This window comes from Chlorogloeopsis sp. ULAP01 (assembly GCF_030381805.1).
Taxonomy (GTDB): domain Bacteria; phylum Cyanobacteriota; class Cyanobacteriia; order Cyanobacteriales; family Nostocaceae; genus Chlorogloeopsis.
The window spans coordinates 283,406-306,847 of the sequence record NZ_JAUDRH010000010.1 but is presented as its reverse complement, the minus strand read 5'-3'; the positions used below and the strand labels follow the sequence as shown (position 1 = coordinate 306,847).

The window sequence follows — 23,442 nt, the reverse complement described above, 5'->3', positions numbered from 1 at the left end:
CCTTCCCGAACTCAGTTGTGAAACGCTGCTGCGGCGACGATACTTTGGGGGTTGCCCCACGTGAAAATAGCTCGGTGCCAGGTTTTTTATTTTTATTACAAAAAACTCTTCTGAAATATTCGGAAGAGTTTTTTATATTACAGTATGGTGATATTTGGGTTAAATTTTGGATTATGTGTAGCGTCGCTTTATGTTTCTCAGAGAGAGTAGTTGCAATTAATGGTCTTTGAGTAGTAATTTACTAGTGAGACTGATCTATATCACCAGAAGGAACTTTATTGGCAACATTATCTTTTTACTCATACAATCGAAAACAGGCTTGATTGTATCCAATACAAGCCCCCAATATTCTTAAGTAGTTAGTTAATAACTTAGGGTTGAATAGCGATCGCCAAATCACTAATGATGGTCAACAGAATAAATGATATCGCTTGGCAAGCACATCGGGGTAGCGTTGCTGCGATTATTCAAGTCTTGAACGAAAGATTAGCAAATTCAGGCGTCAGAACCAGAGCTATTTTTGATGATGGCGTTTTACAACTTCTTTGTGAGGCTAACACGGTAGATCAACTAGAGAAATCCAATTTAGTAAATCAAATTCAGGAAATTCTTGAATCAATAGCACCCCGTAATATTCGTAAAGTTAATATCAATAGCAGAATTGTACGAGAGCAGCAATTATTGTGGTTAGATGAAATTACCCGTGAGCCAGAAAGTCAACTTCTGTGGTCTGAAGAAATCATATTAGAACAACCTAATACTTTCCAGCAATTAATTAGAGATTTTCAAGATAGACAAGCTGAGTTAGGAAATTCAAATTTACCGAAAACTCAATCTTCTCGTCCTATATTGATTAACAATAATAACCCTAAAAACTTAGACCGAAGACGGTTATTATTTGCTCTAAGCCTATGCTCATTTTTGCTTTTGATAGGCTGGGTTGGTTATAATCTACTATATAGAAAATTTAAACAAACAACACAAAAATCGACATATCCAATAGCACAAGCTTCAAAGCCAGCAAATAGTAAACAACAGAAATCTCAAAGTCAAGATTTACCAAAAGAAGACATATTTTTAGAAGCAGTACGAATAGCTAACCAAGCTTCTGCTGCTGGTAAAGTAGCTAAAAGCTCAACTCAATGGTTAGAAATAGCTGCTAATTGGCAAAGGGCTTCAGATTTAATGAGTCAAGTATTGCCTAGTCATAGTCGTTATAAAGAAGCGCAAATTCGGACTAAGTTGTATCAGCAGTACAGTCAGGCAGCCCAGCAAGAGGCAGAGAAAAGTAAATCTTAAGTTTTTTGTTGGATGATATATGCTATGGAAAAGGCAATTAATCTAAGGACAAGTTAGGTTTATTCAACTTTGAAAGAGCTGCTTTTACATCAGCCGTGAAACTGCCGTAATCCAATCCTGAAGTACGTAGTCAATAATTAATATTATTGGCTAAATGATTGCAAGAAATCCTATTACTTCAAAACCAATTTTTTTGCCATGTGGGAAATTTCCTTTTGGTGCATTTATCCCAAAACAAAGTTGCTCATATAATATTGGTATATTATTCATGCGCCAACCAACTTTGTTACTAAATCTTTCTCAAGTTTCGTATTGGTAATCCTGGGTTCCGCCTAAATTTTGATAAATTTTCTTTTGTACACTAAAACCAAATAAATTTCGGCTATATTCTAGCCACAATTTATCAATTATTAATAAATGCTCACGCGGAAAATTAGCAATATCTATTAGGCAAAAATATCTCTCATAATCTCTATTGGATACTTTTAGCATTGCATAAGTTGTTAGTTCATCAGCTTCTTGCCAACAACTTTCTTTGAGCAAAATCTCAAGTATTCGATAATCAAATTTGTCTGTAATAAGAGTATTATCTTGTGATGTTTGTCTAATAACTTCCTCTTTTGAACGCACAGAATTATTTGTATGAATTACTTTGTATTCTAAATTATTAGAAACAATTGCTCCTCTTTGTCTGAACTCACGTTGTCTTAATTTATGGTTTAATTCCCGAATAATGTAATTATATCTGGCAATTAAATCTTGATAATGTTGATGTTGTTTATCTGCCATTCGCCATTTAAAGAAATCATCTAATACATCTAGTAATGGCTTCACTTGTTTCGACTCCTCATGTCCAGTTTTACACCAGCTTGCAAAGTGTTCGCAGTTATTGAAAAACAAATGATACTTGCATTCTCCTAACCCGCTTTCTGCACGTATCATTACAAGTTCTGGTGAGTCACAATGCTCATATGGCAATTTATAAATCTTTTTACCTTGACTAAATTGTTGAATTGTAGTTCAGCAAATTATTCCTTCTGAATAATGAATGACTGTTTCGTCACCGCAATCAATACCGTGGTGTTTGTATGGAATGCCCACCAAATAAAAGTGAACGTAAATGTGGTCTCCTCTTGCCATATATAGATAGCTTATTTATTACATTCTCTTTACTGTAATGATTCCCACATTGGCAACAACATTAACAATATTCTGAACTATTTATATTTAATTTTAAAAAAAGTACGGTCTGATAAGAATAGACTGGGTTTTGTTCACTCAACCCAATATTATTTTTAAATTACTTTTGCTTACATTTTATGTAACCCAGCATAGTTATATAGAGACATGTAGAGACGCGATCGCTCACGTCTCTACAAATCATCAAACTCAACCTGATTAAACACTCATCTCTAACATCCGCTGAATTGGACGCAATGCTGCCAGTCGTATCTCCTCTGACATAGTAATTTCTGGCGCACGATTTTTCATCGCTAAATAAAGCTTTTCTAAGGTATTCAAACGCATAAAAGGACACTCATTGCAATTGCAATTATTAATCGGTGGGGCAGGAATAAAATGCTTTTGAGGTGCTGCTTTTTGCATTTGGTGAATGATACCCGGCTCAGTAGCAACTATAAATTCTTGAGTTTGACTTTCTTGACAGTACTTGAGTAGGGCTGCTGTAGAACCAATAAAACTGGCATGGCGCAATACAGTAGGTTCGCATTCTGGGTGAGCGATCGCTTCTGCTTCTGGATGTGCTATTTTTAGCTGCACAATCTTTTTTTCTGAGAAGGTTTCATGCACAATGCAGCTACCTTGCCAAAGCACCAAATCTCGACCGGTTTGTTCCATCACGTACCGTCCTAAATTGCGATCGGGAGCAAAAATAATCGGTACATTCTGTGGTATTTGCTGCACAATTCTCATAGCATTGGAACTAGTGCAAATAATATCACTCATGGCCTTAATTTCGGCCGAACAATTGATGTAAGAAACCACCAGATGATCTGGATGAGCGGCTTTAAAAGCCGCAAATTCCTTTGGAGGGCAACTGTCTGCTAAAGAACAACCAGCACTCAAATCTGGTAAAAGTACCATTTTGTCGGGGTTGAGAATCTTTGCCGTCTCTGCCATGAAGTGAACACCAGCAAAGACAATAACATCAGCATTAGTGTTTGCTGCTGCTTTTGCTAGTTGTAATGAATCTCCGATAAAGTCTGCTATATCCTGGATATCTGGCTCTTGATAGTAATGTGCCAGGATTACCGCATTCAGTTCTTTTTTTAGGTTCTTAATAGCTGCAAATAAATCCAGTGGTAAGGCACCTGGTTGGTTTTTGTCTCGTTGAACAAGTGCAGTTGTAAACACAGTTTAGCGTAGCTTAATCTTGCTAGTAGTTGTCTTATCTAAGTAATTATAGTAGTTTTTACCAAAAATGACTGGTGGGTCATACTCTCTTTGGCAAAGTTGTGTCAAAACCCTCGTAAATTGCCTAAGCTGGAAACATATGGCAAGGAAAGTGGCATGATCGTTCAGACAACTAATTCAAAAACCTTGAAAATCGCTGTAGTTGGAGATGTTCACGACCAATGGGAAGTCGAAGATGGTATTGCACTTAAGCATCTCGGTGTTGACTTAGTGCTGTTTGTCGGGGATTTTGGCAACGAATCGGTAGAAGTGGTAAGAGCGATCGCCTCCCTTGAGATTCCCAAAGCAGCAGTCATGGGCAACCACGATGCTTGGTACACTGCTACGGAATGGGGGCGGAAAAAGTGTCCCTACGATCGCTCCCAAGAAGACTGGGTACAGCAACAGTTAGATTTATTAGGTGAAGCCCATGTTGGCTACGGGAAGCGTGATTTTCCCACTTTTAATTTAACAGTAGTAGGGGGACGTCCCTTTAGCTGGGGTGGCCCAGAATGGAAATTTGCAGATATCTGCAAACAAAGATATGGTGTGAGCGATCTTGATGAATCTGCTACCCAGATTTTTCAAGCTGTAAAAAGTGCTGCCTATGAGACAATTATTTTTGTCGGTCATAATGGCCCTTCTGGATTAGGTGATCGCCCAGAAGATCCTTGTGGCAAAGACTGGCATCCGATTGGTGGCGATTATGGCGATCCAGATTTAGCAGAGGCAATTTCTCTGACTCTCAATGCAGGTAAAACTGTTCCTCTGGTAACATTTGGCCATATGCACCATACATTGCGGCACACAAAGAAAATGCTGCGCAAGCGGGTGTTTAGAAGTCCAGAAGGGATTATTTACTTAAATGCGGCGAGTGTACCCAGAATTGTAGAAGATGGGGGTGAAAAGCTGCGGAATTTTTCGATTGTTCTATTGGAAGATGGTGTAGCTACTCAAGCATCCTGTGTTTGGGTTGGTAATGACTTCAAGATTGCCTCTGAAGAAATTTTGTATGAGCGATCGCGTTCAGTAGTGCAATCTGCATGAGTAATGAGTTATAATTTCTTACTGGTCAGCCTTTGTTAGCTGACCGATTTATTGGAGAGGTGGCAGAGTGGTCGAATGCGCTCGACTTGAAATCGAGTGATGTGAAAGCATCCGTGGGTTCGAATCCCACCCTCTCCGTTAAAGAATAAAAAATTAAAAATAGGGACAACTACTTTGGTTGGAGTTTTTGGTGGAGATGATAGTAGCACCAAGAATTCGTGTCGGCTCTTCGGCTTCTGCTTGGAGTTAGCTAATCATTTTTGAGGTACTATTTCGGAAGCAACTAGTAATCGTGAGCAATACTGAGTTGCATGGGATTCTTAAAGTGCAATTATGAACTTGCCAATAAAATCTGCCTTACTCTGAGCAGCCTGTGCTTGTGAGCTTAACAACTGTTGAGCAAAATTTCGTGCTACTGCTGATTTGTTGTCTAAAAACTGACACAATCTGACTATATGAACTGAAAAAGCAAAAACGCGATCGCAAATATTTTGTTTAATTATTAAAGTTTAAATAGCATTGCATTTGATATAACACAACTAGATAAGTTGGCATTCTAGAGAATTAAATTTGAATTAATTAAAAATCACAACTTACTTTGCTAATTCTTAATAATTAATCGCAGTTATTCTGTAATTTATTAAATTTATCGTTTTTCTTGTATTTGTCTAATTATTTTGTAAGAAGATAAACAAAGACTTGGACAAAATTAAAAGTAGTACTTTATATGAGAGTGAGCGTAATTATACCGTGTTTCAATGCGGCTGATACTATAGCTGTGCAATTGGAGGCACTTGCTAATCAAAAATGGTCGCAGTCTTGGGAGGTTATTATCTCTGATAACGGCTCAACTGACAATTCAATGTCAATTGTAGAAGAGTATAAGACACGCATACCCAACCTTCGCATTATTGACTCATCTGATCGCAAAGGCCCAGGATATGCTCGTAATATGGGTGCAAAGGCAGCTAAAGGAGATGGACTACTGTTTATTGATGCTGATGACGAAGTTGCTCCTGAATGGTTAGCAGCAATGGGTGAGGCTCTTTCCAAATATGATTTTGTTGCTGGACGACACGAATTGAAGAAGCTTAATGAACCTGAGATTCTCAGATGGTATCAATTGGAGAATTGTACTGGGGCAGTTGTAGAAAATCAATACCTGCCATTTGCAGGTGCAGGTAACATGGGAGTTAAGCGTTCACTCCATAATGCCATTGGTGGTTTTGATGGAGCCTTGCTTTTGGTAGAAGATGTTGACTACTGCTGGAGAATTCAGCAAAGAGGAACAAAACTTCACTACGTGCCAGAGGCGATCGCTCATATTCGTTTGCGTACCAACCTCATTGGTGCATACAAAAGAGCTTGGAAGATGGGTACTTGCGAGGCATTACTGTATAAAAAACATCGTCCACTTGGTATGCCTCAAATGATAACATGGAAAACATTTCTAAAAACAGCGGTAATTCTTACTTTTCAAGTGTTGCTTTTACAAATTCGTGATCAAGAAAGTTTAGCTAAATGGTTGATGAGCTTTGGTTGGCGTGCGGGGCAACTGCGAGGTTGTATTAAGCATCGGTATTTACCAGTCTAGTCAAAGTTTTTGAGAAAAAATAACTAGAAAATTGGGCGAATTGGCGAAGTATTTGGTTTAAAAAACTATGAATGCGATCGCCTACTATAATTGAGTTCTTTATTTTTAGATACAACCTACTTATGCGGCTGCAAAGAATTTATTCTCAGATACTCGGAAAGTTTGAAAATGCTTGGCAATTAATTCAAGCTGAAATATTATTTCGCTGGATCTTACCGACAAAAAGTCAACCGCTATCAGTGAGCCAAAAACCAGCAATGGTATTTGCTCCCCATCAAGATGATGAAACTTTTGGTTGTGGCGGTATGATTGCTCTCAAACGTGAGCTTGGAGTTCCTGTTAAAGTTGTATTTTTGACTGATGGACACAAATCATACTTTCAAATCAAACCTGAGGATATTGTTCAAGTTCGCAAACAAGAAGCTACAACCGCACTCAACATATTGGGAGTTGAATCACCAGAAGACATATATTTTATCGAGCAACCAGATGGTGAACTACGGCATATTTCTAATGAGCAACAATCAAATACCATTAACCAGCTACTTCAGCTGTTAGAGTCTTTTCAGCCAGCAGAAGTCTACGTTCCTCATCAAAAAGACAAGCATCCAGATCATGAGGCTACTTATGATTTAGTTTACGCTGCACTTCAAAAATCTGGAATTAAAGCTCAAGTCTTCCAATATCCAATCTGGTTATTTTGGAAAATGCCACCACTTTTTAGGGTAAACCTAAAACCTCTAGGTCAGTCTTATCAATTATCTATTAAGTCTGTATTAAATAAAAAACAACAAGCAATCCATGTGTATGATTCTCAACGTCATACCTTGCCTTTCAGCTTTATGAGAAGATTTTTCTTGCCTTCTGAAATCTTCTTTCAATAGGAGAATTAATACTTTACCCGGTAAATAATTTTTTACTTATTGATTTAACTACCTTGGCGGTAAAATCTACGTGCCTTGAAGTTGCCGTATCTTAGGGGAAATAGGTATGTCTCTATGTGTCTACCCATTGAGTATTTTGTGTTCTACCTTATGTGCTCTTATTCATTCATTCTGACTAAAATTTTAGGGATAATTTCGGTGCTTTCCAATACAATTTATTTATACACTTAAATAAGAGCCATTTACGTGTATGAAAATCTCATGAATATTAGCGTAATCATACCGTGTTTTAATGCGGCTGACACTATCGCTATTCAACTAGAAGCACTTGCTCATCAACAATGGTCACAGCCTTGGGAAGTTATTATTTCCGATAACGGCTCGACTGACAACTCAATCTCGATTGCACAAGAGTATAAGACACGCATACCTAATCTTCGCATTATTGATTCATCCGATCGCCAAGGAGCAGCACACGCTCGCAACGCTGCTGCAAAAGTTGCCAAAGGAGAGGCACTACTATTTATTGATGCGGATGACGAAGTTGCTCCTGGATGGTTAACAGCAATGGGTGAGGCACTTACTAAGTATGATCTCGTTGCTGGCTATGATGACTACAATAAATTAAACGATCCTTGGATAGTTAAGTGCTATCAATATGAAAATGGTACTGGAGTAATTGAAAATACATATTATTTGCCATTCGCAGGTAGCGGCAATTTAGGTATTAAGCGTTCGCTTCATGATGCCATAGGTGGTTTCGATGAAACCCTTTACCAAAGCGAAGATGTAGACTACTGCTGGAGAGCGCAATATACAGGAGCTAAACTTAAATATGTACCAGAGGCGATCGCTCATATTCGGTTGCGCGATACTCTGGCGAGTGTATATCATCGCAGTTGGGCTGTGGGTAAAGGTGGAGTATTGGTGTATAAAAAGCATAGACCGCTTGGTATGCCTCAACTAGTAACATGGAAAACCTTTATAAAAACAGCGATAATTCTTACTTTTCAAGTGTTGCGTTTGCAAATCCGTGATAAGGAAAGTTTAGGCAGGTGGTTAATGAGTTTTGCTTGGCGTGGGGGGCAATTGTGGGGTTGTATCAAGTATGGATATTTGCCAGTTTAGACGTTACTCATTTGACGCAGATTTAAACTCGCTTCTCAAATATTCAAGCAAGCTAGGGTAACGAGAGGTAAAACTACTATCACCTTTGAGCTTTCATAAATTGACACCAACCAATTTGGCTGGTGTCAGTGTTTTTAGGAAAGAAAGTGTCTTAAGCTTCGACTTTTACACCCCGCCAGAAGGCAACATAACCCTCAATATTCTTAGCTTTTTCCTTCGCGCTGGGATAGTACCAAGCAGCGTCTTTATTAACTTGCCCATCTACTTCGATACTGTAGTAGCTAGCAACACCTTTCCAAGGACAAGTAGTATGGGTGTCACTATTTTTGAAGTACTCCTTGTGAATAGAGTCAGGAGGAAAGTAATGGTTACCTTCCACGACTACAGTATTCTCGCTTTCGGCTAAAGTTGCGTCATTCCAAATTGCTTTCGGCATATGTGATTTTACGAGTAAACTGTACACATAACATTTTGACACTACCAACATATTTGTAGTGGATTTATGATAACTGTGAGCTTGACTGCTGTGGCTACCGCGATCGCAGCCTTGGTGTAACTGCTGCAATCAACTAATGTGAATGACGATACCCGTTGGATGGCAGCATCAAGCTTAGGAAAAATCGACTCTGGCAATGAAGTTGCGATCGCAACCTTGGTGCAAATACTGCATACTAATGTGTCTAACTACATCAGTTCGCAGGCAGCAGAAAGCTTAGGGCAAATTTTACAGAATAGTAAGTATCGCTTTGCGGTAGTCAAAACTTCAAGTGATTATCAGCTATTGAATGATTATTATTGCTACAGGGTCTTGTGGAATTGCGCTCAGAATATGCCTTACCCCGATTTCTATAAAGCTTGGCATCAGCATAATATTGCTACTCGTGCGATGCAAAGCTTAAAGAAAATCCACTTCACAAGAATAATTTGAGTACTTTTGTAGCAGCGACGTTATCAATGAAGTTCTCGGCGTAAGGTCAGCTTATGCATTCGTTACCAACACAGAAGCTGTCGTTACCACACCAATCATGTGGTAACGAACGCTTGTTTATTTGTGGCAAATGCTTATGTCTTCCTTACCACGGCTTAAGCAAAACTTATAAATAACATTATTAAATACCAGAAGCTAAAACCATCGCTGCATTAGCAGACGTAACGCACGCTACTGGACTGACACGACTAAACCCTTGATTTTTCCTTCTCATGCCTAAGTTCTATACTAGAAAACAGCAAAATTCACCATCACGACAATGAAAGCAATTGAAGTTAAGGGAACTGTCAATGAATTTGGTCAACTTTCTTTAGACGAACCGTTAACTTAGGCAAAACACAGCCGCGTCCGAGTCATTGTCCTAATTACGGAAGAAAATGAAGAGGATGAGGAAATTGTTGAGTCTGCAAGCGAAAGTTTTCGTCAGGGTTGGTACGATGCTATGAGTGGAAATACTGTATCTATCTCTCAACTGTGGGAAGGGATTAATGCAGAGTGAACTACCCTTAATTCAGGTCGAAGCAACTGCCAAATTCCAACAGAATTTGCGTCTTTTGGCAAAGAAATATCGCAGCATTCGTAATAATGTTCAACCAATTAGTCATTATTTACAACAATTCTAAAAATCGGTCTAGATCTATCTGGGCTTGTTTTAAAATTTTAGCCAATGTTGTACGCTTGACTGGTCTATGAGCAGGCACTGTCAACTTCAAAACCTCATCTGGCATTTGTTTTTGCAGTCTGATGTGACTACCTCGTTGACGTACAAAAATCCATCCATCTCGCTCTAAAGCTGCAATAATCTCAACGTATGACAGACTGGGAACTTTAGTTACAGCACTAATTCCCTTACTATAGCTCCCTCTTCAAATATCAATTCTTCTTCCAGTGGTTCTAGGTAAAGCAGTATTGCCTCTTGAATATTTTCTAGTGATTCGTCGATAGTTTCCCCTTCACTGATACAGCCTGGAAGTGAGGGAACAAAAACTGTGTAACCACCTTCATCACTTGGTTCTAATACTACTTTTATGTTCATAAGTATTTAATTTTCCACTAGTAATAAGGTTTTACTTTATTTTGTGGATTTACTGCGGTCAAGCCTGCACATATTTTAATCCACACAGAAGCACGCAGGCGCAGAGGAGTTAGTATGCTATTTGTGCTTTTATAATCATTGTTATCAACTACTCACGCAGAACGCCCCAAAAAAAGCGATCGCCATGCTTCAGTAGATGTCGGTTAGTAAATTTCTAGATTCATGTCTTTCTCTCCAAAAATGGATTCACAATTTGTAAGGTATTTTCGATAATTAATCCATTTTGCATATCTTCTGAGTAAAGAATACTTGCTTTCCCTAGAACGGCACTGTCAACGATGAGGCTATCCCAAAATGAAAGCAAGTAGCGATCGCGCAATCTGACTGCATACTGAAGCGTTTCTAGAGAGACAGGCAAGATTTCACAGCCTTCTGCAAATTCTTCAATTAGTTTTTGAATCTGTGAGTTATCAAAACCTGCTTTGCGGATTAAATTTGCACAAATCTCATTGATAACTTGCGTACTAACTAGTAAGTTTTCTTGACTTGTAATGCTTGTGGCTATTTGTTACTTTTGTATTGCACTTGGATCGCTGGGATTCAAAATGAAACGATATAGCCAAATATTTGAATCAACAAAGCATCGCTTCGGCTCATCACCAGCGTTCATTCGCTTCCTCTCTGGTAAGTGGTTTAAATCCTGCAACTTGGATAGGATTTGCGGTTAGCTGGGCGATGATGCCCGTTTGGGGAAAGCCTTTCTTTTTTGAGGTGGGTTTCAAGATCGTGATTTGCACCATTTCAGCATTGCGTATCTCATCTTGATACTCAACTGGAATTTCGATTTTACCGTTGTTGACCTTAGCGTTAAAGTGTGTGTTTGTAGTCATTAGTTACAACAATTTTTATGTTCATAAGTATTTAATTTTCCACTAGTAATAAGGTTTTACTTTATTTTGTGGATTTACTGCGGTCAAGCCTGCACATATTTTAATTCACGCAGAGGAACCAAGGCGCAGAGGAGCTAGCATACTATTTGTGCTTTTATAATTATTGTTATCAACTACCCACGCAGAACGCCCCAAAAAAAGCGATCGCTATGTCTCAATCTCCCAATTTAGAAAAAGCGCTCAAATATCACTTCGGCTACGATAATTTTCGCCCCGGACAACAGCAAGTTATTGAAGATGCGCTCTCTAATCGGGATCTACTTATTATCATGCCGACTGGTGGGGGCAAATCACTGTGTTTTCAGCTACCAGCATTAATCAAAAAAGGTCTAACTGTGGTAGTGTCGCCTTTAATCGCTTTGATGCAAGATCAAGTCGAAGCACTGCGAAAAAATGGTATTGCTGCAACGTTTCTTAATAGCAGTCTCAACTTTTATCAGACGCGATCGCGCGAACAATATATCTTGGGCGGTAAAGTCAAATTACTCTACGTTGCTCCCGAACGTCTCCTCAGTGAAAGATTTCTGCCATTTCTCGATTTAGTACATGATCAAGTCAGTATTTCTGCCATTGCCATAGATGAAGCACACTGTGTTTCCGAGTGGGGGCATGACTTTCGCCCAGAATACCGTCAGTTAATTTCGCTACGGAAACGTTACCCTGATATTCCAGTTTGGGCGCTCACTGCCACAGCAACCGATCGCGTTCGTATTGATATTATTCAACAACTAGGATTGAAAGAAGCTAGCATCCACGTCGCTAGCTTTAATCGTCAAAATCTTTACTACGAAGTCCGTAATAAAAAAAAGAATTCTTACGCTGAACTGTTGGAGTTGATCCGTGAGACAGAAGGTTCAGGAATTATTTATTGCTTGACGCGCAAAAAAGTTGATGAACTTACTTTTAAACTTCAGCATGATAAAGTTTCGGCACTACCCTACCACGCCGGTTTAACAGACGAAGAACGTAGTCAAAATCAAACTCGGTTTATTTGCGATGATGTGCGCGTAATGGTGGCAACTATTGCCTTTGGCATGGGAATTAATAAACCGGATGTGCGGTTTGTGATTCACTTTGATATTCCCCGTAATTTAGAAAGTTATTATCAAGAATCTGGCAGAGCAGGTAGAGATGGAGAAGCTTCGCGCTGTACGCTTTTCTATAGCTATGGTGACGTCAAAACAATTGAGTATCTCATCAGTCAAAAAAGCGACTCTCAAGAACAATTAATTGCCAAACAACAATTGCGGCAAATGATTGATTATGCAGAAGGTACAGACTGCCGCCGAACTATTCAACTCGGTTATTTTGGAGAGCGATTTACAGGTAATTGTAATAATTGCGACAACTGCCTTTACCCTAAACCAATAGAAGATTGGACAGTAGAAGCAATGAAATTTTTATCTTGTGTGGCGCGTTGTAAAGAAAAATTTGGCATAGGCCACATTATAGATGTATTGCGGGGAGCAAAAACTCAAAAAATTAGCCAATACGAACACGACAAACTTTCGACTTACGGCATTGGTAAAGATAGAGGTATAGAAGAGTGGCGTTTGCTCGGACGTTCTCTTTTACATCAAGGCTTACTAGAACAAACTAGCGATGGTTACGCAGTCTTGAAACTTAATTCCTTGAGTTGGGAAGTGATGCGGCGACAGCGGCAAGTATCTATTGCCGTTCCCATATTACAAAAGATTACTTGGAATGAAGAAACTACGAGAGCAACAGAGGCAGAAATGCTATTGCAGAAGTTGCGATCGCTTCGGAAAAAACTTGCTGATGAACAATCTGTGCCACCTTACGTAATTTTTTCCGATTCTACATTGAAGTTAATGGCACAGAGCAAACCTCAAACCAAAGAAGCTTTCGGCAAACTTTCAGGCGTAGGTAGTCATAAACTTAGCCAGTATGGCGAAAAATTTATTACCGAAATTTGCAACTACTGCCAAGAATTTGGCTTACAACAACAGCAAATCAATGCCACCGATTTTCTTGACTTACCTTCAACTACAGAACTACAAACATTACAGTTGTATCAACAAGGTTTAAGCATTACCGAAATAGCCGAGAAACGCAATCTTCGTCCGACAACCATCATTCGTCATCTTTGCGATTTAATAGAGAAGAACCAATTAATAGATATAAACCAATTGGTTCCCCTAGAAAAGCAGCAAAAAATTTGGCAGGTTTTCGAGATTCTCGGAGATATTTCTCTAACTCTTATTAAAGAGTATTTGGGTGAAAGCTATAGTTTTGATGAAATTCGACTAGTTAGAGGTAAATGGCGACAGCAAAGCCGCAAGTAATACTATCAATAACTCAAAATTTCAATATCCCCGATTTCTACTCTCCGGGAAGCCATCCTACGGGTGTCTACAAGAAGTCGGGGATATGTGTTTTTAGAAATACATTTACGGACTTAAGAATTAGTTATTAAGGGTAGCTAGGTACTTCCTTGCCAGACTCTTGTGGTGCAGAGAGAGTTGGCGAAGGTTCAGTAGGCTTACTTTTCGCGCTCATAATCATCGATAACAACTTGGGGAAGGCAAGACATACAACAGTACTAACAAGTGTTAGGAATAAACCATCTGTTAAAGACATATATAATTCCCCTTTCAAAAATTGTGTCTATCTATCTATTCTTCAATAAAAATTTAATAATAGTAAAATGTGAACTTTTGAATTTCTTTTAGCTTATATAAGTTGTGTTTAAGATTTAGTTTTGTATCAACGTGAAAACTATTTATAATGATTCCCAAGTTAAAATAGTAGTGTGATTTTTCGATTTTGGTTATATGTTCCCATAGTTTAGATAAAAAAACAATGTCTATGTTTATTGGAATAATTAATAATATCCATAGACAGCATGGGATAATAAAATTGAAAAAATTAGAAGCCCGACTTCTTTAAAGAGAGCGGGCTTCTTGATGTTCACTTTAGTTCGTGTTCTATTCGCTCATCCATTAGCAGAGCATTTGCTACAGAAATGAGGGCTAAATTTACATGACGGGCTACCTGTCAACGCGTAAGATATGCAATAAGGAAAGGTAGTGACTTCGTATTTGGCTTTTTGCGAAGTGGAAATAGCCTTTACGAATTTAGTTCCTTTGGCTTTTGGATGAAGAACAATGCTTAAAAGCTTGGGAAACATCATGCAAACAACAGTACTGGCAGTTGTCAGTAATATTGAATCTATCCAATCCATAGATAATCACCTCTTTTGCGTCATAGGCGTCTACTGCTTTTAGTTGGGAATCAAGTTTACATAACCAACCAAAAATAAACTTAGCATTACATTTTCTCTATACTATTTAATCATACTATAGATTTATTTATATATTTACATTAATAATGCAAATTTTATTGAGACAAATGGCCTTGTATCGATTGAGGTTGGTTATTTTAGCTGTATAGCAACATCAGCTATAAAAATAGTTTCCTGATTACTTAGGATAGGGTGTTATGTTAAAAACTTCTGTGGAAAATTCTTTTCTTGACAATATTTCGGAACGAGAACGCCAATTAATTAAGCGTTTACCTGATTACTCAAACATTGAGTCGTTACCAGAGATTTGGCCATTAGCAGCACAAAAATTTGGTAATACTGTTGCCCTACACGATCCTCATGCTCAAAGCGAAGTAGTCCTGACTTATACTCAGCTATGTCAAAAAATTCAGCAATTTGCGGCGGGCTTGCAGGCGTTGGGAGTCAAAGCAGGCGATCGCATTTCCCTAATTTCTGACAATAGCCCGCGTTGGTTTATTGCCGATCAAGGCATGATGACTGCTGGAGCAGTGAATGCAGTGCGTAGCTCCCAAGCCGAGCGAGAAGAACTGCTATATATCCTCGCAAATAGCGGCAGCACAACCTTGGTAGTAGAAGACTTAAAGACACTCCAGAAGTTATGGGAACGTCTTGATGAGCTACCAATTCAATTAGTCATCTTGCTTTCAGATGAAGCTCCTCCAGAAGCAGAAACTTTGAAAGTTTATTCTTTTCCCCAATTGATGGAAATTGGGGCGCAAAATACTTTAGAGCCAGTCAAACAAACTCGCAATCAACTGGCAACATTAATTTACACATCTGGGACTACAGGCAAACCTAAAGGTGTAATGCTCAGTCATGGTAACTTGTTGCATCAAGTAACTACGTTAGGCGCAATAGTGCAACCACAACCAGGAGACATGGTTCTGAGTATTCTCCCCACTTGGCACAGCTACGAACGCAGTGCTGAGTATTTCTTACTTTCGTTAGGTTGTACGCAAGTGTATACTAACCTGCGCTCGATCAAGCAGGATTTAAAAAAATTTAAACCTCATTACATTATCGCTGTACCGCGCCTTTTAGAGTCTATTTACGAAGGAGTGCAAAAACAGTTTCGCGAGCAACCAGCTTCTCGGCAACGCCTAATAAATTTCTTTTTTGGTATTAGTGAAAAATATATCAAAGCGCGGCGAACAGCCGAGGGTTTGAATTTACTCAAGCTCAATCCTTCTTTTGGAGAGCGGTTAGCTGCCGTTACGCAAGCTGCTGCTTTAGAAGCTCTACATGCTTCAGGCGAACGTTTAGTTTACAAAAAAGTTAAGGAGGCAACCGGGGGAAGAATCAAGCAAATGATTAGCGGTGGTGGTGCGCTTCCCAAGCATATCGATGACTTTTTTGAAATAATTGGAGTTGAGATTTTAGTCGGCTACGGATTAACAGAAACTTCTCCCGTTACTCATGCACGGCGGTATTGGCGAAATTTACGTGGCTCGGCTGGACAACCAATACCAGCTACAGAAGTCAAAATCGTCAATCCTGAAACTCGTCAACCTCTACCGACAGGGGAAAAAGGATTGGTTTTGCTACGAGGCCCGCAAATTATGCAAGGTTATTATCAAAACCCTGAAGCAACAGCTAAAGCGATCGATTCTGAAGGTTGGTTTGATAGTGGTGACTTGGGCTGGGTGACACCGCAAAACGACTTGATTCTAACCGGACGAGCAAAAGATACGATTGTATTAACAAATGGGGAGAATATCGAACCACAACCGATTGAGGATGCTTGTGTGCGATCGCCCTACATCGATCAGATCATGCTTGTCGGACAAGATCAAAAAAATCTGGGTGCTTTAATTGTCCCCAATCTAGAAGCTCTAGAAAAATGGGCGCAAAGTCAGAATCTTCAACTCTGTATAGAAGATAAAATTGTGACTTCAGGCACCAGTCAAACAATTAATCTGGAGAGTAAAATAATCCAGGATTTATTTAGGCAAGAATTGAATCGGGAAGTGCAAAATCGCCCCGGCTATAGACCGGATGATCGCATTGGCCCGTTCAAGTTAATTCTGGAGCCGTTTTCAGTTGAAAATGGCATGATGACACAAAAGCTAAGTATTAAGCGCCATGTCGTGATGGAACACTATCGCGATATCATTAACGGAATGTTTGCCTAGTCAGTCCACTGCAAACTTTAAAGTTAACTTCAACCCTTTATGGATGTCTCCAAGCCTCAACTGCTTCTAAAACGCGTCGTCAACGTTAAAGCCATTGTCACTCCTCTATGGAAAGAGGAAGTGCAGCAGCAACTGCAAGCGCAAATCAACCAAACTGATCAGCAATTGCAACAGTTGGACATCCAAGGACAACGAGCGGTTGCAGAAATTCAAAAACAAAGCCTGCAACCGCCTGGGCCTCAAACTCTCCAACAAATTGAAAATATCCAATTTCAAGTCAATCAAAAGAAAAGCGAACTGCTAGAGCAGAAAAACCAAAGTCTGCAAAATTTACAGCAAGTGCAGCTTTTAGAGTTAGATCAAGAAGTCAACCAATTTCAAATGGAAGGCTTTTTCCGGATCGAACCGGGGGATAACTTAATTAGTAAAATGCAGGTCGAAATCGTGCTACGCGACGGCGTTGTAGAAGAAATTCGCGGCGATATTTGAGGAACTTTTAATAGGGAACAGGGAACAGGGAACAGGGAACAGTATGTTTGTCTTTCTATTGATAACTGATAACTGCTAACTGATGACTGAGAACTGATAACTGTTAATTGAAAACTCCTCACATCACACCTGATTGCTCCTCACTACTTACATTTTTGCTACTCCTACTTTGGGCCACTATTGGCAGGCAGCCATTGCTAACTTCTGCTTGCCTTGATTTACAAAACATTTTTCTTGAGAACCAGCCCAAGTAATCTGCCACAAAGGTGGTGAGCTAGCAAGCAGCGATCGCCCAAAGCTTGTCAATTCTACTCGATACTTAACTGCATTTCCAGGATTCCTTTTCTCCTTGGTTTTAGTAATCGTCACCAATGCCTGATTCGGTTGCGGATAAGATACCTCTACTTTGCGGGTTCCTCGTTCTGATTCCACAATGTCAAAAGCATCAAGGGCGAGGGCAGCAGGATCGCTGCCTTGGAGAACCGACTTGATGCTATCGAGAGGTATAGTTTTATAGTTAGCCCGCTCTGGATTTGCCACTAGTTCTTGAGCTGAGACGGCAGCAGAAAGGTGCTGCTGTTGCCCATTAACAGTAAATTGTACAGATTGCTGGCGGTGAGTTATATAAACTCCGGCAGCAGTGGCAAAGAAACTGAGTACCAGAATGGCCAAAATCTTTGACTTTGCCGACATAAAAAATTAAAAAGCACTTTCCAACAGTTTAGTTATCAATCTTGAATTTTAGATTGCGGGATGCCAGATTTCCTCTTGCTGTTGAGTAAATGTTTCCATCACCACAGTCGTGATAAGAAATACAAATTAATAGACCATTAGGTAATAGAATTGTTCCTCTCGTCTCACCTCAAGCTACAATTCGATCTGAAAAAAGCTGTTAAAGTCCATAAATTATCGATTCGCCAAACTCCCTATGAGCATTCACGAAGTATTCATGCCGGCGCTTAGTTCCACCATGACCGAAGGTAAAATCGTCTCATGGGTAAAATCTCCAGGCGATAAAGTGGAAAAAGGCGAAACAGTGGTAGTTGTCGAGTCGGATAAGGCAGACATGGATGTGGAATCATTTTATGAAGGTTATCTAGCCCACATCCTAGTGCAAGCTGGTGAATCCGCCTCCGTGGGAGCGGCGATCGCTCTTTTGGCAGAAACCGAAGCCGAAATTGAAACAGCCAAGTCTGTTGCCCAAAATCAAGGCGCTGGTACAGCCAAATCCCAAACTACCGCAGCCACTGCTCCTGGACAAACGGCAGACACAGCCGCAGTAGCAACAACCGCAGTAGCAACCCAAAATGGCTCTAACAACCGTTCCGGGAGGACTGTGGCTTCACCCCGCGCCCGCAAATTAGCCAAGGAACTGAAGGTTGATTTGACTGGTATTTCTGGCAGTGGTCCTCACGGTCGTATTGTAGCCGAAGATGTAGAAGCGGCTTCTGGCAAAGTTAGCACCCAACCTGCTACCGCTACCCCTGTTACACCGGCAGTGGCTCCAGTCACGCCACCCTCCGTTGTCCAACCAACACCTGCTCCTACACCAGCTGTCGCTGCTGTGCCTGGGCAAGTTGTACCTTTAACAACCTTACAGAACGCTGTAGCGCGGAATATGGTAGCCAGCCTCTCCGTGCCTGTAATTCATGTCGGTTACAATATTACTACCGATGCGCTAGACAAGCTTTATAAACAAATTAAGTCTAAGGGCGTGACAATGACGGCGCTATTGGCAAAAGCTGTAGCGGTGACATTGCAAAAACACCCACTTATTAACGCTAACTATTCTGACCAAAGAATTGTCTATCCTTCTAGCATCAATGTTGCTGTAGCTGTAGCAATGGATGATGGAGGATTGATTACACCTGTTCTACAGAATGCCGATCAGTTAGATATATACTCACTTTCGCGGACTTGGAAATCTTTGGTTGAACGCGCCAGAGCCAAAAAGCTACAGCCAGAAGAGTACAGTACTGGCACATTTACAGTATCGAATTTAGGAATGTTTGGCGTAGATAGATTTGATGCTATCTTACCGCCCGGACAAGGTTCTATCCTGGCAGTTGGGGCATCTCGTCCGCAAGTGGTGGCAACAACCGACGGGATGTTTGGCGTCAAGCAACAAATGCAGGTAAATATTACTTGCGATCACCGTATCATTTATGGTGCTCATGCTGCGGCATTCTTGCAAGATTTGGCAAAGTTAATTGAGACTAACCCTCAATCTTTGACAATGTAAATTAATAATTCTTATGTGAGAATAAAAATTGAAACTTGGGGTTTAATACTCCAAGTTTTTTGGTTTTTGTTTAGAAATCGAACACAGATAGACACAGATAAACACAGATAAATTATCCGTGTGCATCTCTTGATTTATCTGTGGTTGCTATCGCCTAAAAATTGGATTTTGCAATCAATTACATCTCTTGATTTATCTGTGGTTGCTATCGCCTAAAAATTGGATTTTGCAATCAATCTATTATGTGATGAGATGATTTGTGAACTGTTTATAAAAAAGATCCTAGTCTAGTAACAACATATTAATTATTTTTCATCTTATCAATAATTTCTAATTCTTGATACCCTGTTTGTTCGTCAATAGTTCTCAGAAAAGTAAAAGCATCTGTTGTACCAATAACTATTTCCGCTGTTGTGTAAATAATACATCCATCATCGAGATGCCCGCCGATGGTTTTACCTTGTGAGTCGGCAATCGCAATGTGAAGATGAACACCTGTTGTTGCGATTGTGCCGTTGAGGGAAAGAATTTCAAATTTATCGGTTAATAATGTACTGGTTTGTTGATTGGCAAAGCGAATTTTTGCTTGTTTAAGGCTGCCGATCGCACTGATGATAAATCCTGCTTGAATATTTCTATCTAAGGCAAATTTCTTTAAACTTTTTCTTAAATCTTTATCGGGTTTCAGCCTAATAGCTACAAGTTTCATTGATAAATTTTCAATATCTAGTAGTAATCTCAATCCGTATTTAAAATTGCCTTAGCAGTTGCGATTGCCTCTTCGGCACTTTCAACCACATAAATATTTTCTGGAGATAAATTATGGAAAAAAACTTTACTTTGTTTGTCGTCACTCAATAAAATTACTTGCTTATTTCCTTTCAAAGCTAATGCAACTTCTGAAACTGTTCCCGCACCTAATCCACAAGCAATTACCACATTACTAGAAAGTACATTGATGTTATTACGAGCATTACCCATGTCAGTAAAAATAGCAATATCGACTGCCTCAGAAATAGTCTGTTGATTAGCATCCGGCAGAATACCAACCGTTAAACCATTGACAGATTTTGCTCCCTGACTGGCTGCATTCATTACCCCAACATTTCTACCGCCAGTCAGTAAAACCCACCCAGCTTGAGCAATGAGCTTACCTAGTTCATAGGCATTTTTTAAATCAACTGCTGTTGCCTTTCCTCCTGGCCCCATCACTCCAATTATGATTTTTCTCATAACTCAAATTTTCTTACCATGCTTCAGCCCAATAAACTATTTCTGATGCTGAACTATCAATTGCGACTCCGTAACTTTCTCCATGATTCCATTTGAAGTCAGAATTACCGCGATCGCGGGCATCTAATACTAATATTTCATAGGAATAAGGAAAGGAATCTTCTTGAGAACCACTGGTATAAAAAAAAGTAGTTGGTACACCATTAGGTAAGTTAGCGTGGTCATTTATATTACCACCTCTATACTTAAATTTAGCAATGGTTTTATATTCAGAAAGTAATTTTTTTATCTGTTGATTTGGAAGTTTCAACCTGACTTGGAAAAAGCTATTTCCTTGCGAAGAAGCGGGAGAATAAGCAAGGTATACATTTGAAGAATGGGCAGCAACATCCGTAGGAAAGTGTTTTAATTGATTTTGGTTAGTCCAAAGTTTATGCCTAATTTCTCCGTAGCGAGATGGATCGTTTACAGTCTGACTTTCCTTTGAGTTGCTAAAAGTTTGTTTAAAAACAAATCCTGCGGCAACCATACCAACACCGCCGAGCGAAATTAAAGCAATTACAGCGATTTTTATTAACTGTGTAGAGGCTAGACTTTTTGTTGGTAAATATCGCTTCATTAAGTTGGTATATATTTGTGGTTATATATTCAACTTTTATCTAAATTCGTAGAGTTACGGAATAGATATTTAAGTATTTTTACATAAAAATTACTTAAATTTTATAAAGCTTGCGTACAAACCCGGTCGCAAGGAGAGGGGACAGGGAACAGGGGAACAAACAGACAAGGGGGAAAAAGAGAGTAATTAACTACTCACCGTACGGGCAAGTTTAGAAGATAAATTGTCGGTTTTAATGAAAAATGATCTATAAAACCCGCCCCTACTAATGACTTTTAAAAAAAACTTGACAGTCTCCTATGTATTCGTCATAATAATAAAGTTGCCAATTAAGGGACTGTAGTTCAACTGGTTAGAGCACCGCCCTGTCACGGCGGAAGTTGCGGGTTCGAGCCCCGTCAGTCCCGTTGGATATTTAAAAAATTAAGTATTTGCTTGTGGAGTACGTAATTTTTATTGTCTTCTGCAACTGAAATTTCTGCTTGTATTCTCATCCAGTTGTGGCGTATAGCAATTTCTCAGTTCTCATCTCATGATGATTATTTGCGGAATACCCTACAATGATCGTGCTTTGCTATCATAAAGGATTTGTGGATTAGCTGTGACTGTTAGAGTGCGTCTTGCTCCCAGCCCAACTGGGAATCTACATATAGGTACAGCCAGAACAGCTGTATTTAACTGGTTATTTGCTCGTCACCACGACGGCAAATTTATCCTGCGAATAGAAGACACAGATTTAGAGCGATCGCGTCCCGAATATACGGAAAGTATTCTCCAGGGATTGCAATGGTTGGGATTGAACTGGGATGAGGGGCCAGTTTTTCAAACTCAACGCTTGGAAATTTACAAAAGCGCGGTACAAACCCTTCTAGACAAGGGATTAGCTTATCGCTGCTACACCACTGCTGAAGAACTAGAGGCACTGCGAGAATCCCAAAAAGCAAGAGGACAGGCTCCCCGCTATGACAACCGTCACCGCAATCTGACTCCAGAACAAGAAGCAGCTTACAAAGCTGAGGGGCGTAGCTCTGTAATTCGCTTCAAAATAGATGACGACCGGGAAATTGTCTGGAATGACCTAGTACGAGAGAAGATGGTTTGGCGGGGTAGCGATTTGGGCGGTGATATGGTTATCGCTCGTGCCGTCGCAGATGGTATCGGTCAACCTCTGTACAATTTTGCGGTTGTTGTCGATGACATGGATATGCAAATTACCCATGTGATCCGAGGAGAAGACCACATCGCCAATACTGCTAAACAAATCCTGTTATATGAGGCTTTTGGAGCAAAATTACCAGAATTTGCCCACACACCCTTAATTTTGAATCAGGAGGGACGTAAGCTTTCTAAGCGAGATGGCGTTACTTCCATCTCTGACTTTAAACAAATGGGTTTTACTGCTGAAGCTTTAGTAAATTATATGACCTTGTTGGGTTGGTCGCCTCCAGATTCTACTCAGGAAATCTTTACTTTACAAGAAGCTGCCAAGCAGTTTAGCTTTGAGCGTGTAAATAAAGCAGGCGCAAAGTTTGACTGGGCGAAGTTAGATTGGCTCAATAGTCAATATATTCATGCCATGCCTGTAGATAAACTGACAGATTTGATAATTTCCTACTGGCAAGAAGCTGGCTATCAATTTACAGGCGGACGCGATCGCTCTTGGTTAGAGCAGTTAGTGACTTTAATTCAGCCAAGTTTGACTCGCTTGGTGGACGCTGTAGAGATGAGCAAACTGTTTTTCACCGATTCTGTGGAATTTAGTGAAGAAGCTGCTACCCAACTCAAGCAGGAAGGTGTTGCTCTTACCCTTAACAGGGTGATAACTAGTTTAGAAAATCAGCAGGAACTAAACGAAGCTAGCGCCCAGGAAATCATTAAACAGGTGGTGAAAGAGCAAAACGTGAAAAAAGGTTTAGTTATGCGTAGTCTTCGGGCTGCTTTGACTGGAGATATGCATGGCCCAGATTTAATTCAATCGTGGTTGCTACTAAATCAAATTGGATTAGACAAACACCGCTTAATGAAGGCAACACTAGAAAGCAATTAGTAAAAAATTGACTTTAGGAATAATACCTGAAGAAG

At 39.8% G+C, this 23,442-nt stretch carries 24 protein-coding genes, 2 tRNA genes, 1 rRNA gene and 1 pseudogene; 15 read left to right on the top strand and 13 right to left on the bottom strand.

Going from position 1 to position 23,442, the window contains the following annotated elements; all coding sequences use genetic code 11:
- Both rrf and QUB80_RS21145 read left to right on the top strand, forming a co-directional pair.
- Positions 1 to 83, top strand: a 5S ribosomal RNA gene (rrf, locus tag QUB80_RS35280); the annotation flags it as partial.
- Positions 84 to 405: 322 nt separating this feature from the next.
- Positions 406 to 1,299 carry a hypothetical protein gene (locus QUB80_RS21145; RefSeq protein ID WP_289791487.1) on the top strand — a complete coding sequence of 298 codons (894 nt, stop codon included), beginning with the start codon at positions 406 to 408 and terminating at the stop codon, positions 1,297 to 1,299.
- 300 nt (positions 1,300 to 1,599) lie between these two features.
- Here the strand turns inward: QUB80_RS21145 and QUB80_RS21140 are convergent, their stop codons facing one another.
- The 3 genes and pseudogenes from QUB80_RS21140 to nadA all read right to left on the bottom strand — a co-directional run bounded on the left by QUB80_RS21140 (position 1,600) and on the right by nadA (position 3,672).
- The gene (locus tag QUB80_RS21140) at positions 1,600 to 2,088 is read right to left on the bottom strand and encodes a GUN4 domain-containing protein (protein WP_289791486.1); all 489 of its coding nucleotides are present in this window, start codon (positions 2,086 to 2,088) and stop codon (positions 1,600 to 1,602) included.
- Positions 2,089 to 2,160: 72 nt separating this feature from the next.
- A pseudogene (locus QUB80_RS21135) lies at positions 2,161 to 2,439 on the bottom strand (lecithin retinol acyltransferase family protein); the annotation flags it as partial.
- A gap of 258 nt (positions 2,440 to 2,697) precedes the next feature.
- Complete coding sequence (gene nadA / locus QUB80_RS21130) at positions 2,698 to 3,672, bottom strand: quinolinate synthase NadA (protein WP_289791469.1); 975 nt, start codon at positions 3,670 to 3,672, stop codon at positions 2,698 to 2,700.
- A 156-nt stretch (positions 3,673 to 3,828) separates the two neighbouring features.
- Between nadA and QUB80_RS21125 the strand changes: the two genes are divergently transcribed.
- The 5 genes from QUB80_RS21125 (at position 3,829) to QUB80_RS21105 (ending at position 8,364) form a co-directional block, all read left to right on the top strand.
- Positions 3,829 to 4,758: a TIGR04168 family protein gene (locus QUB80_RS21125; RefSeq protein WP_289791468.1), complete on the top strand. Its 930-nt coding sequence runs from the start codon at positions 3,829 to 3,831 to the stop codon at positions 4,756 to 4,758.
- Positions 4,759 to 4,811: 53 nt separating this feature from the next.
- Positions 4,812 to 4,896, top strand: a tRNA-Ser gene (locus tag QUB80_RS21120).
- Positions 4,897 to 5,485: 589 nt separating this feature from the next.
- Positions 5,486 to 6,352, top strand: a complete 867-nt coding sequence (locus QUB80_RS21115) for a glycosyltransferase family 2 protein (RefSeq protein WP_289791467.1) — start codon at positions 5,486 to 5,488, stop codon at positions 6,350 to 6,352.
- Positions 6,353 to 6,474: 122 nt separating this feature from the next.
- Positions 6,475 to 7,236: a PIG-L deacetylase family protein gene (locus QUB80_RS21110; RefSeq protein WP_289791466.1), complete on the top strand. Its 762-nt coding sequence runs from the start codon at positions 6,475 to 6,477 to the stop codon at positions 7,234 to 7,236.
- 261 nt (positions 7,237 to 7,497) lie between these two features.
- Entirely contained in the window at positions 7,498 to 8,364 is an 867-nt protein-coding gene (locus QUB80_RS21105) for a glycosyltransferase family 2 protein (RefSeq protein WP_289791465.1), read from the top strand.
- A gap of 151 nt (positions 8,365 to 8,515) precedes the next feature.
- Here QUB80_RS21105 and QUB80_RS21100 read toward each other — a convergent pair whose 3' ends face one another.
- Complete coding sequence (locus QUB80_RS21100) at positions 8,516 to 8,800, bottom strand: DUF427 domain-containing protein (protein ID WP_289791464.1); 285 nt, start codon at positions 8,798 to 8,800, stop codon at positions 8,516 to 8,518.
- Positions 8,801 to 8,938: 138 nt separating this feature from the next.
- Here QUB80_RS21100 and QUB80_RS21095 point away from each other — a divergent pair, with 138 nt between their 5' ends.
- Positions 8,939 to 9,292: a HEAT repeat domain-containing protein gene (locus QUB80_RS21095; RefSeq protein WP_289791463.1), complete on the top strand. Its 354-nt coding sequence runs from the start codon at positions 8,939 to 8,941 to the stop codon at positions 9,290 to 9,292.
- 548 nt (positions 9,293 to 9,840) lie between these two features.
- Positions 9,841 to 9,975: a hypothetical protein gene (locus tag QUB80_RS21085; RefSeq protein WP_289791462.1), complete on the top strand. Its 135-nt coding sequence runs from the start codon at positions 9,841 to 9,843 to the stop codon at positions 9,973 to 9,975.
- Here the strand turns inward: QUB80_RS21085 and QUB80_RS35075 are convergent.
- The 4 genes from QUB80_RS35075 to QUB80_RS21070 all read right to left on the bottom strand — a co-directional run bounded on the left by QUB80_RS35075 (position 9,961) and on the right by QUB80_RS21070 (position 11,278).
- Positions 9,961 to 10,152, bottom strand: coding sequence for a type II toxin-antitoxin system HicA family toxin (locus QUB80_RS35075; protein ID WP_353962233.1), 192 nt, complete (start codon positions 10,150 to 10,152; stop codon positions 9,961 to 9,963). The two genes, QUB80_RS21085 and QUB80_RS35075, sit on opposite strands and share 15 nt — an antisense overlap.
- A 32-nt stretch (positions 10,153 to 10,184) precedes the next feature.
- Entirely contained in the window at positions 10,185 to 10,388 is a 204-nt protein-coding gene (locus tag QUB80_RS21080; RefSeq protein ID WP_289791461.1) for a type II toxin-antitoxin system HicB family antitoxin, read from the bottom strand.
- Between the two features lie 220 nt (positions 10,389 to 10,608).
- Positions 10,609 to 10,941 (bottom strand): PIN domain-containing protein, encoded by a 333-nt coding sequence (locus QUB80_RS21075; RefSeq protein ID WP_289791485.1) that lies wholly within the window; start codon positions 10,939 to 10,941, stop codon positions 10,609 to 10,611.
- A gap of 103 nt (positions 10,942 to 11,044) precedes the next feature.
- Positions 11,045 to 11,278 carry a hypothetical protein gene (locus QUB80_RS21070; protein WP_289791460.1) on the bottom strand — a complete coding sequence of 78 codons (234 nt, stop codon included), beginning with the start codon at positions 11,276 to 11,278 and terminating at the stop codon, positions 11,045 to 11,047.
- Positions 11,279 to 11,487: 209 nt separating this feature from the next.
- On the opposite strand from QUB80_RS21070, the gene recQ reads away from it, so the two are divergent.
- On the top strand, positions 11,488 to 13,644 hold the full coding sequence (gene recQ, locus QUB80_RS21065) for a DNA helicase RecQ (protein WP_289791459.1): 2,157 nt from the start codon (positions 11,488 to 11,490) through the stop codon (positions 13,642 to 13,644).
- Positions 13,645 to 13,771: 127 nt separating this feature from the next.
- Here recQ and QUB80_RS21060 read toward each other — a convergent pair whose 3' ends face one another.
- On the bottom strand, positions 13,772 to 13,939 hold the full coding sequence (locus QUB80_RS21060; protein ID WP_289791458.1) for a hypothetical protein: 168 nt from the start codon (positions 13,937 to 13,939) through the stop codon (positions 13,772 to 13,774).
- An 861-nt stretch (positions 13,940 to 14,800) separates the two neighbouring features.
- Here QUB80_RS21060 and QUB80_RS21055 point away from each other — a divergent pair.
- Both QUB80_RS21055 and QUB80_RS21050 read left to right on the top strand, forming a co-directional pair.
- Complete coding sequence (locus QUB80_RS21055) at positions 14,801 to 16,777, top strand: AMP-dependent synthetase/ligase (RefSeq protein ID WP_289791457.1); 1,977 nt, start codon at positions 14,801 to 14,803, stop codon at positions 16,775 to 16,777.
- Positions 16,778 to 16,816: 39 nt separating this feature from the next.
- Complete coding sequence (locus QUB80_RS21050; protein ID WP_016876482.1) at positions 16,817 to 17,266, top strand: YlqD family protein; 450 nt, start codon at positions 16,817 to 16,819, stop codon at positions 17,264 to 17,266.
- 177 nt (positions 17,267 to 17,443) lie between these two features.
- On the opposite strand, the gene QUB80_RS21045 is transcribed toward QUB80_RS21050, so the two are convergent.
- Positions 17,444 to 17,959, bottom strand: a complete 516-nt coding sequence (locus QUB80_RS21045; protein ID WP_289791456.1) for a hypothetical protein — start codon at positions 17,957 to 17,959, stop codon at positions 17,444 to 17,446.
- 235 nt (positions 17,960 to 18,194) lie between these two features.
- On the opposite strand from QUB80_RS21045, the gene QUB80_RS21040 reads away from it, so the two are divergent.
- Entirely contained in the window at positions 18,195 to 19,508 is a 1,314-nt protein-coding gene (locus QUB80_RS21040) for a dihydrolipoamide acetyltransferase family protein (RefSeq protein WP_289791455.1), read from the top strand.
- A 301-nt stretch (positions 19,509 to 19,809) separates the two neighbouring features.
- Here QUB80_RS21040 and QUB80_RS21035 read toward each other — a convergent pair whose 3' ends face one another.
- From QUB80_RS21035 to QUB80_RS21025, 3 genes are read right to left on the bottom strand one after another with little or no spacing between them, the layout of a single operon-like run.
- Positions 19,810 to 20,217, bottom strand: a complete 408-nt coding sequence (locus QUB80_RS21035; RefSeq protein ID WP_289791454.1) for a PPC domain-containing DNA-binding protein — start codon at positions 20,215 to 20,217, stop codon at positions 19,810 to 19,812.
- Between the two features lie 29 nt (positions 20,218 to 20,246).
- Positions 20,247 to 20,741, bottom strand: a complete 495-nt coding sequence (locus QUB80_RS21030; protein ID WP_289791453.1) for an SLOG cluster 4 domain-containing protein — start codon at positions 20,739 to 20,741, stop codon at positions 20,247 to 20,249.
- Between the two features lie 13 nt (positions 20,742 to 20,754).
- Positions 20,755 to 21,360 (bottom strand): hypothetical protein, encoded by a 606-nt coding sequence (locus QUB80_RS21025; RefSeq protein ID WP_289791452.1) that lies wholly within the window; start codon positions 21,358 to 21,360, stop codon positions 20,755 to 20,757.
- 333 nt (positions 21,361 to 21,693) lie between these two features.
- On the opposite strand from QUB80_RS21025, the gene QUB80_RS21020 reads away from it, so the two are divergent.
- Together QUB80_RS21020 and gltX are read left to right on the top strand one after the other, a co-directional pair.
- A tRNA-Asp gene (locus QUB80_RS21020) sits at positions 21,694 to 21,767 on the top strand.
- Positions 21,768 to 21,961: 194 nt separating this feature from the next.
- On the top strand, positions 21,962 to 23,407 hold the full coding sequence (gene gltX / locus QUB80_RS21015) for a glutamate--tRNA ligase (RefSeq protein ID WP_289791451.1): 1,446 nt from the start codon (positions 21,962 to 21,964) through the stop codon (positions 23,405 to 23,407).
- Positions 23,408 to 23,442 lie beyond the last annotated feature (35 nt).

Excerpts from the sequence above, each read along its gene's own strand:
- QUB80_RS21145 (WP_289791487.1), top strand. The coding sequence starts at position 406 with ATGGTCAACAGAATAAATGATATCGCTTGGCAAGCACATCGGGGTAGC.
- QUB80_RS21140 (WP_289791486.1), bottom strand. The coding sequence starts at position 2,088 with ATGGCAGATAAACAACATCAACATTATCAAGATTTAATTGCCAGATAT.
- QUB80_RS21125 (WP_289791468.1), top strand. The coding sequence starts at position 3,829 with ATGATCGTTCAGACAACTAATTCAAAAACCTTGAAAATCGCTGTAGTT.
- QUB80_RS21115 (WP_289791467.1), top strand. The coding sequence starts at position 5,486 with ATGAGAGTGAGCGTAATTATACCGTGTTTCAATGCGGCTGATACTATA.
- QUB80_RS21110 (WP_289791466.1), top strand. The coding sequence starts at position 6,475 with ATGCGGCTGCAAAGAATTTATTCTCAGATACTCGGAAAGTTTGAAAAT.
- QUB80_RS21105 (WP_289791465.1), top strand. The coding sequence starts at position 7,498 with ATGAATATTAGCGTAATCATACCGTGTTTTAATGCGGCTGACACTATC.
- QUB80_RS21100 (WP_289791464.1), bottom strand. The coding sequence starts at position 8,800 with ATGCCGAAAGCAATTTGGAATGACGCAACTTTAGCCGAAAGCGAGAAT.
- QUB80_RS21085 (WP_289791462.1), top strand. The coding sequence starts at position 9,841 with ATGCAGAGTGAACTACCCTTAATTCAGGTCGAAGCAACTGCCAAATTC.
- QUB80_RS21080 (WP_289791461.1), bottom strand. The coding sequence starts at position 10,388 with ATGAACATAAAAGTAGTATTAGAACCAAGTGATGAAGGTGGTTACACA.
- QUB80_RS21070 (WP_289791460.1), bottom strand. The coding sequence starts at position 11,278 with ATGACTACAAACACACACTTTAACGCTAAGGTCAACAACGGTAAAATC.
- recQ (WP_289791459.1), top strand. The coding sequence starts at position 11,488 with ATGTCTCAATCTCCCAATTTAGAAAAAGCGCTCAAATATCACTTCGGC.
- QUB80_RS21060 (WP_289791458.1), bottom strand. The coding sequence starts at position 13,939 with ATGTCTTTAACAGATGGTTTATTCCTAACACTTGTTAGTACTGTTGTA.
- QUB80_RS21055 (WP_289791457.1), top strand. The coding sequence starts at position 14,801 with ATGTTAAAAACTTCTGTGGAAAATTCTTTTCTTGACAATATTTCGGAA.
- QUB80_RS21050 (WP_016876482.1), top strand. The coding sequence starts at position 16,817 with ATGGATGTCTCCAAGCCTCAACTGCTTCTAAAACGCGTCGTCAACGTT.
- QUB80_RS21045 (WP_289791456.1), bottom strand. The coding sequence starts at position 17,959 with ATGTCGGCAAAGTCAAAGATTTTGGCCATTCTGGTACTCAGTTTCTTT.
- QUB80_RS21040 (WP_289791455.1), top strand. The coding sequence starts at position 18,195 with ATGAGCATTCACGAAGTATTCATGCCGGCGCTTAGTTCCACCATGACC.
- QUB80_RS21035 (WP_289791454.1), bottom strand. The coding sequence starts at position 20,217 with ATGAAACTTGTAGCTATTAGGCTGAAACCCGATAAAGATTTAAGAAAA.
- QUB80_RS21030 (WP_289791453.1), bottom strand. The coding sequence starts at position 20,741 with ATGAGAAAAATCATAATTGGAGTGATGGGGCCAGGAGGAAAGGCAACA.
- QUB80_RS21025 (WP_289791452.1), bottom strand. The coding sequence starts at position 21,360 with ATGAAGCGATATTTACCAACAAAAAGTCTAGCCTCTACACAGTTAATA.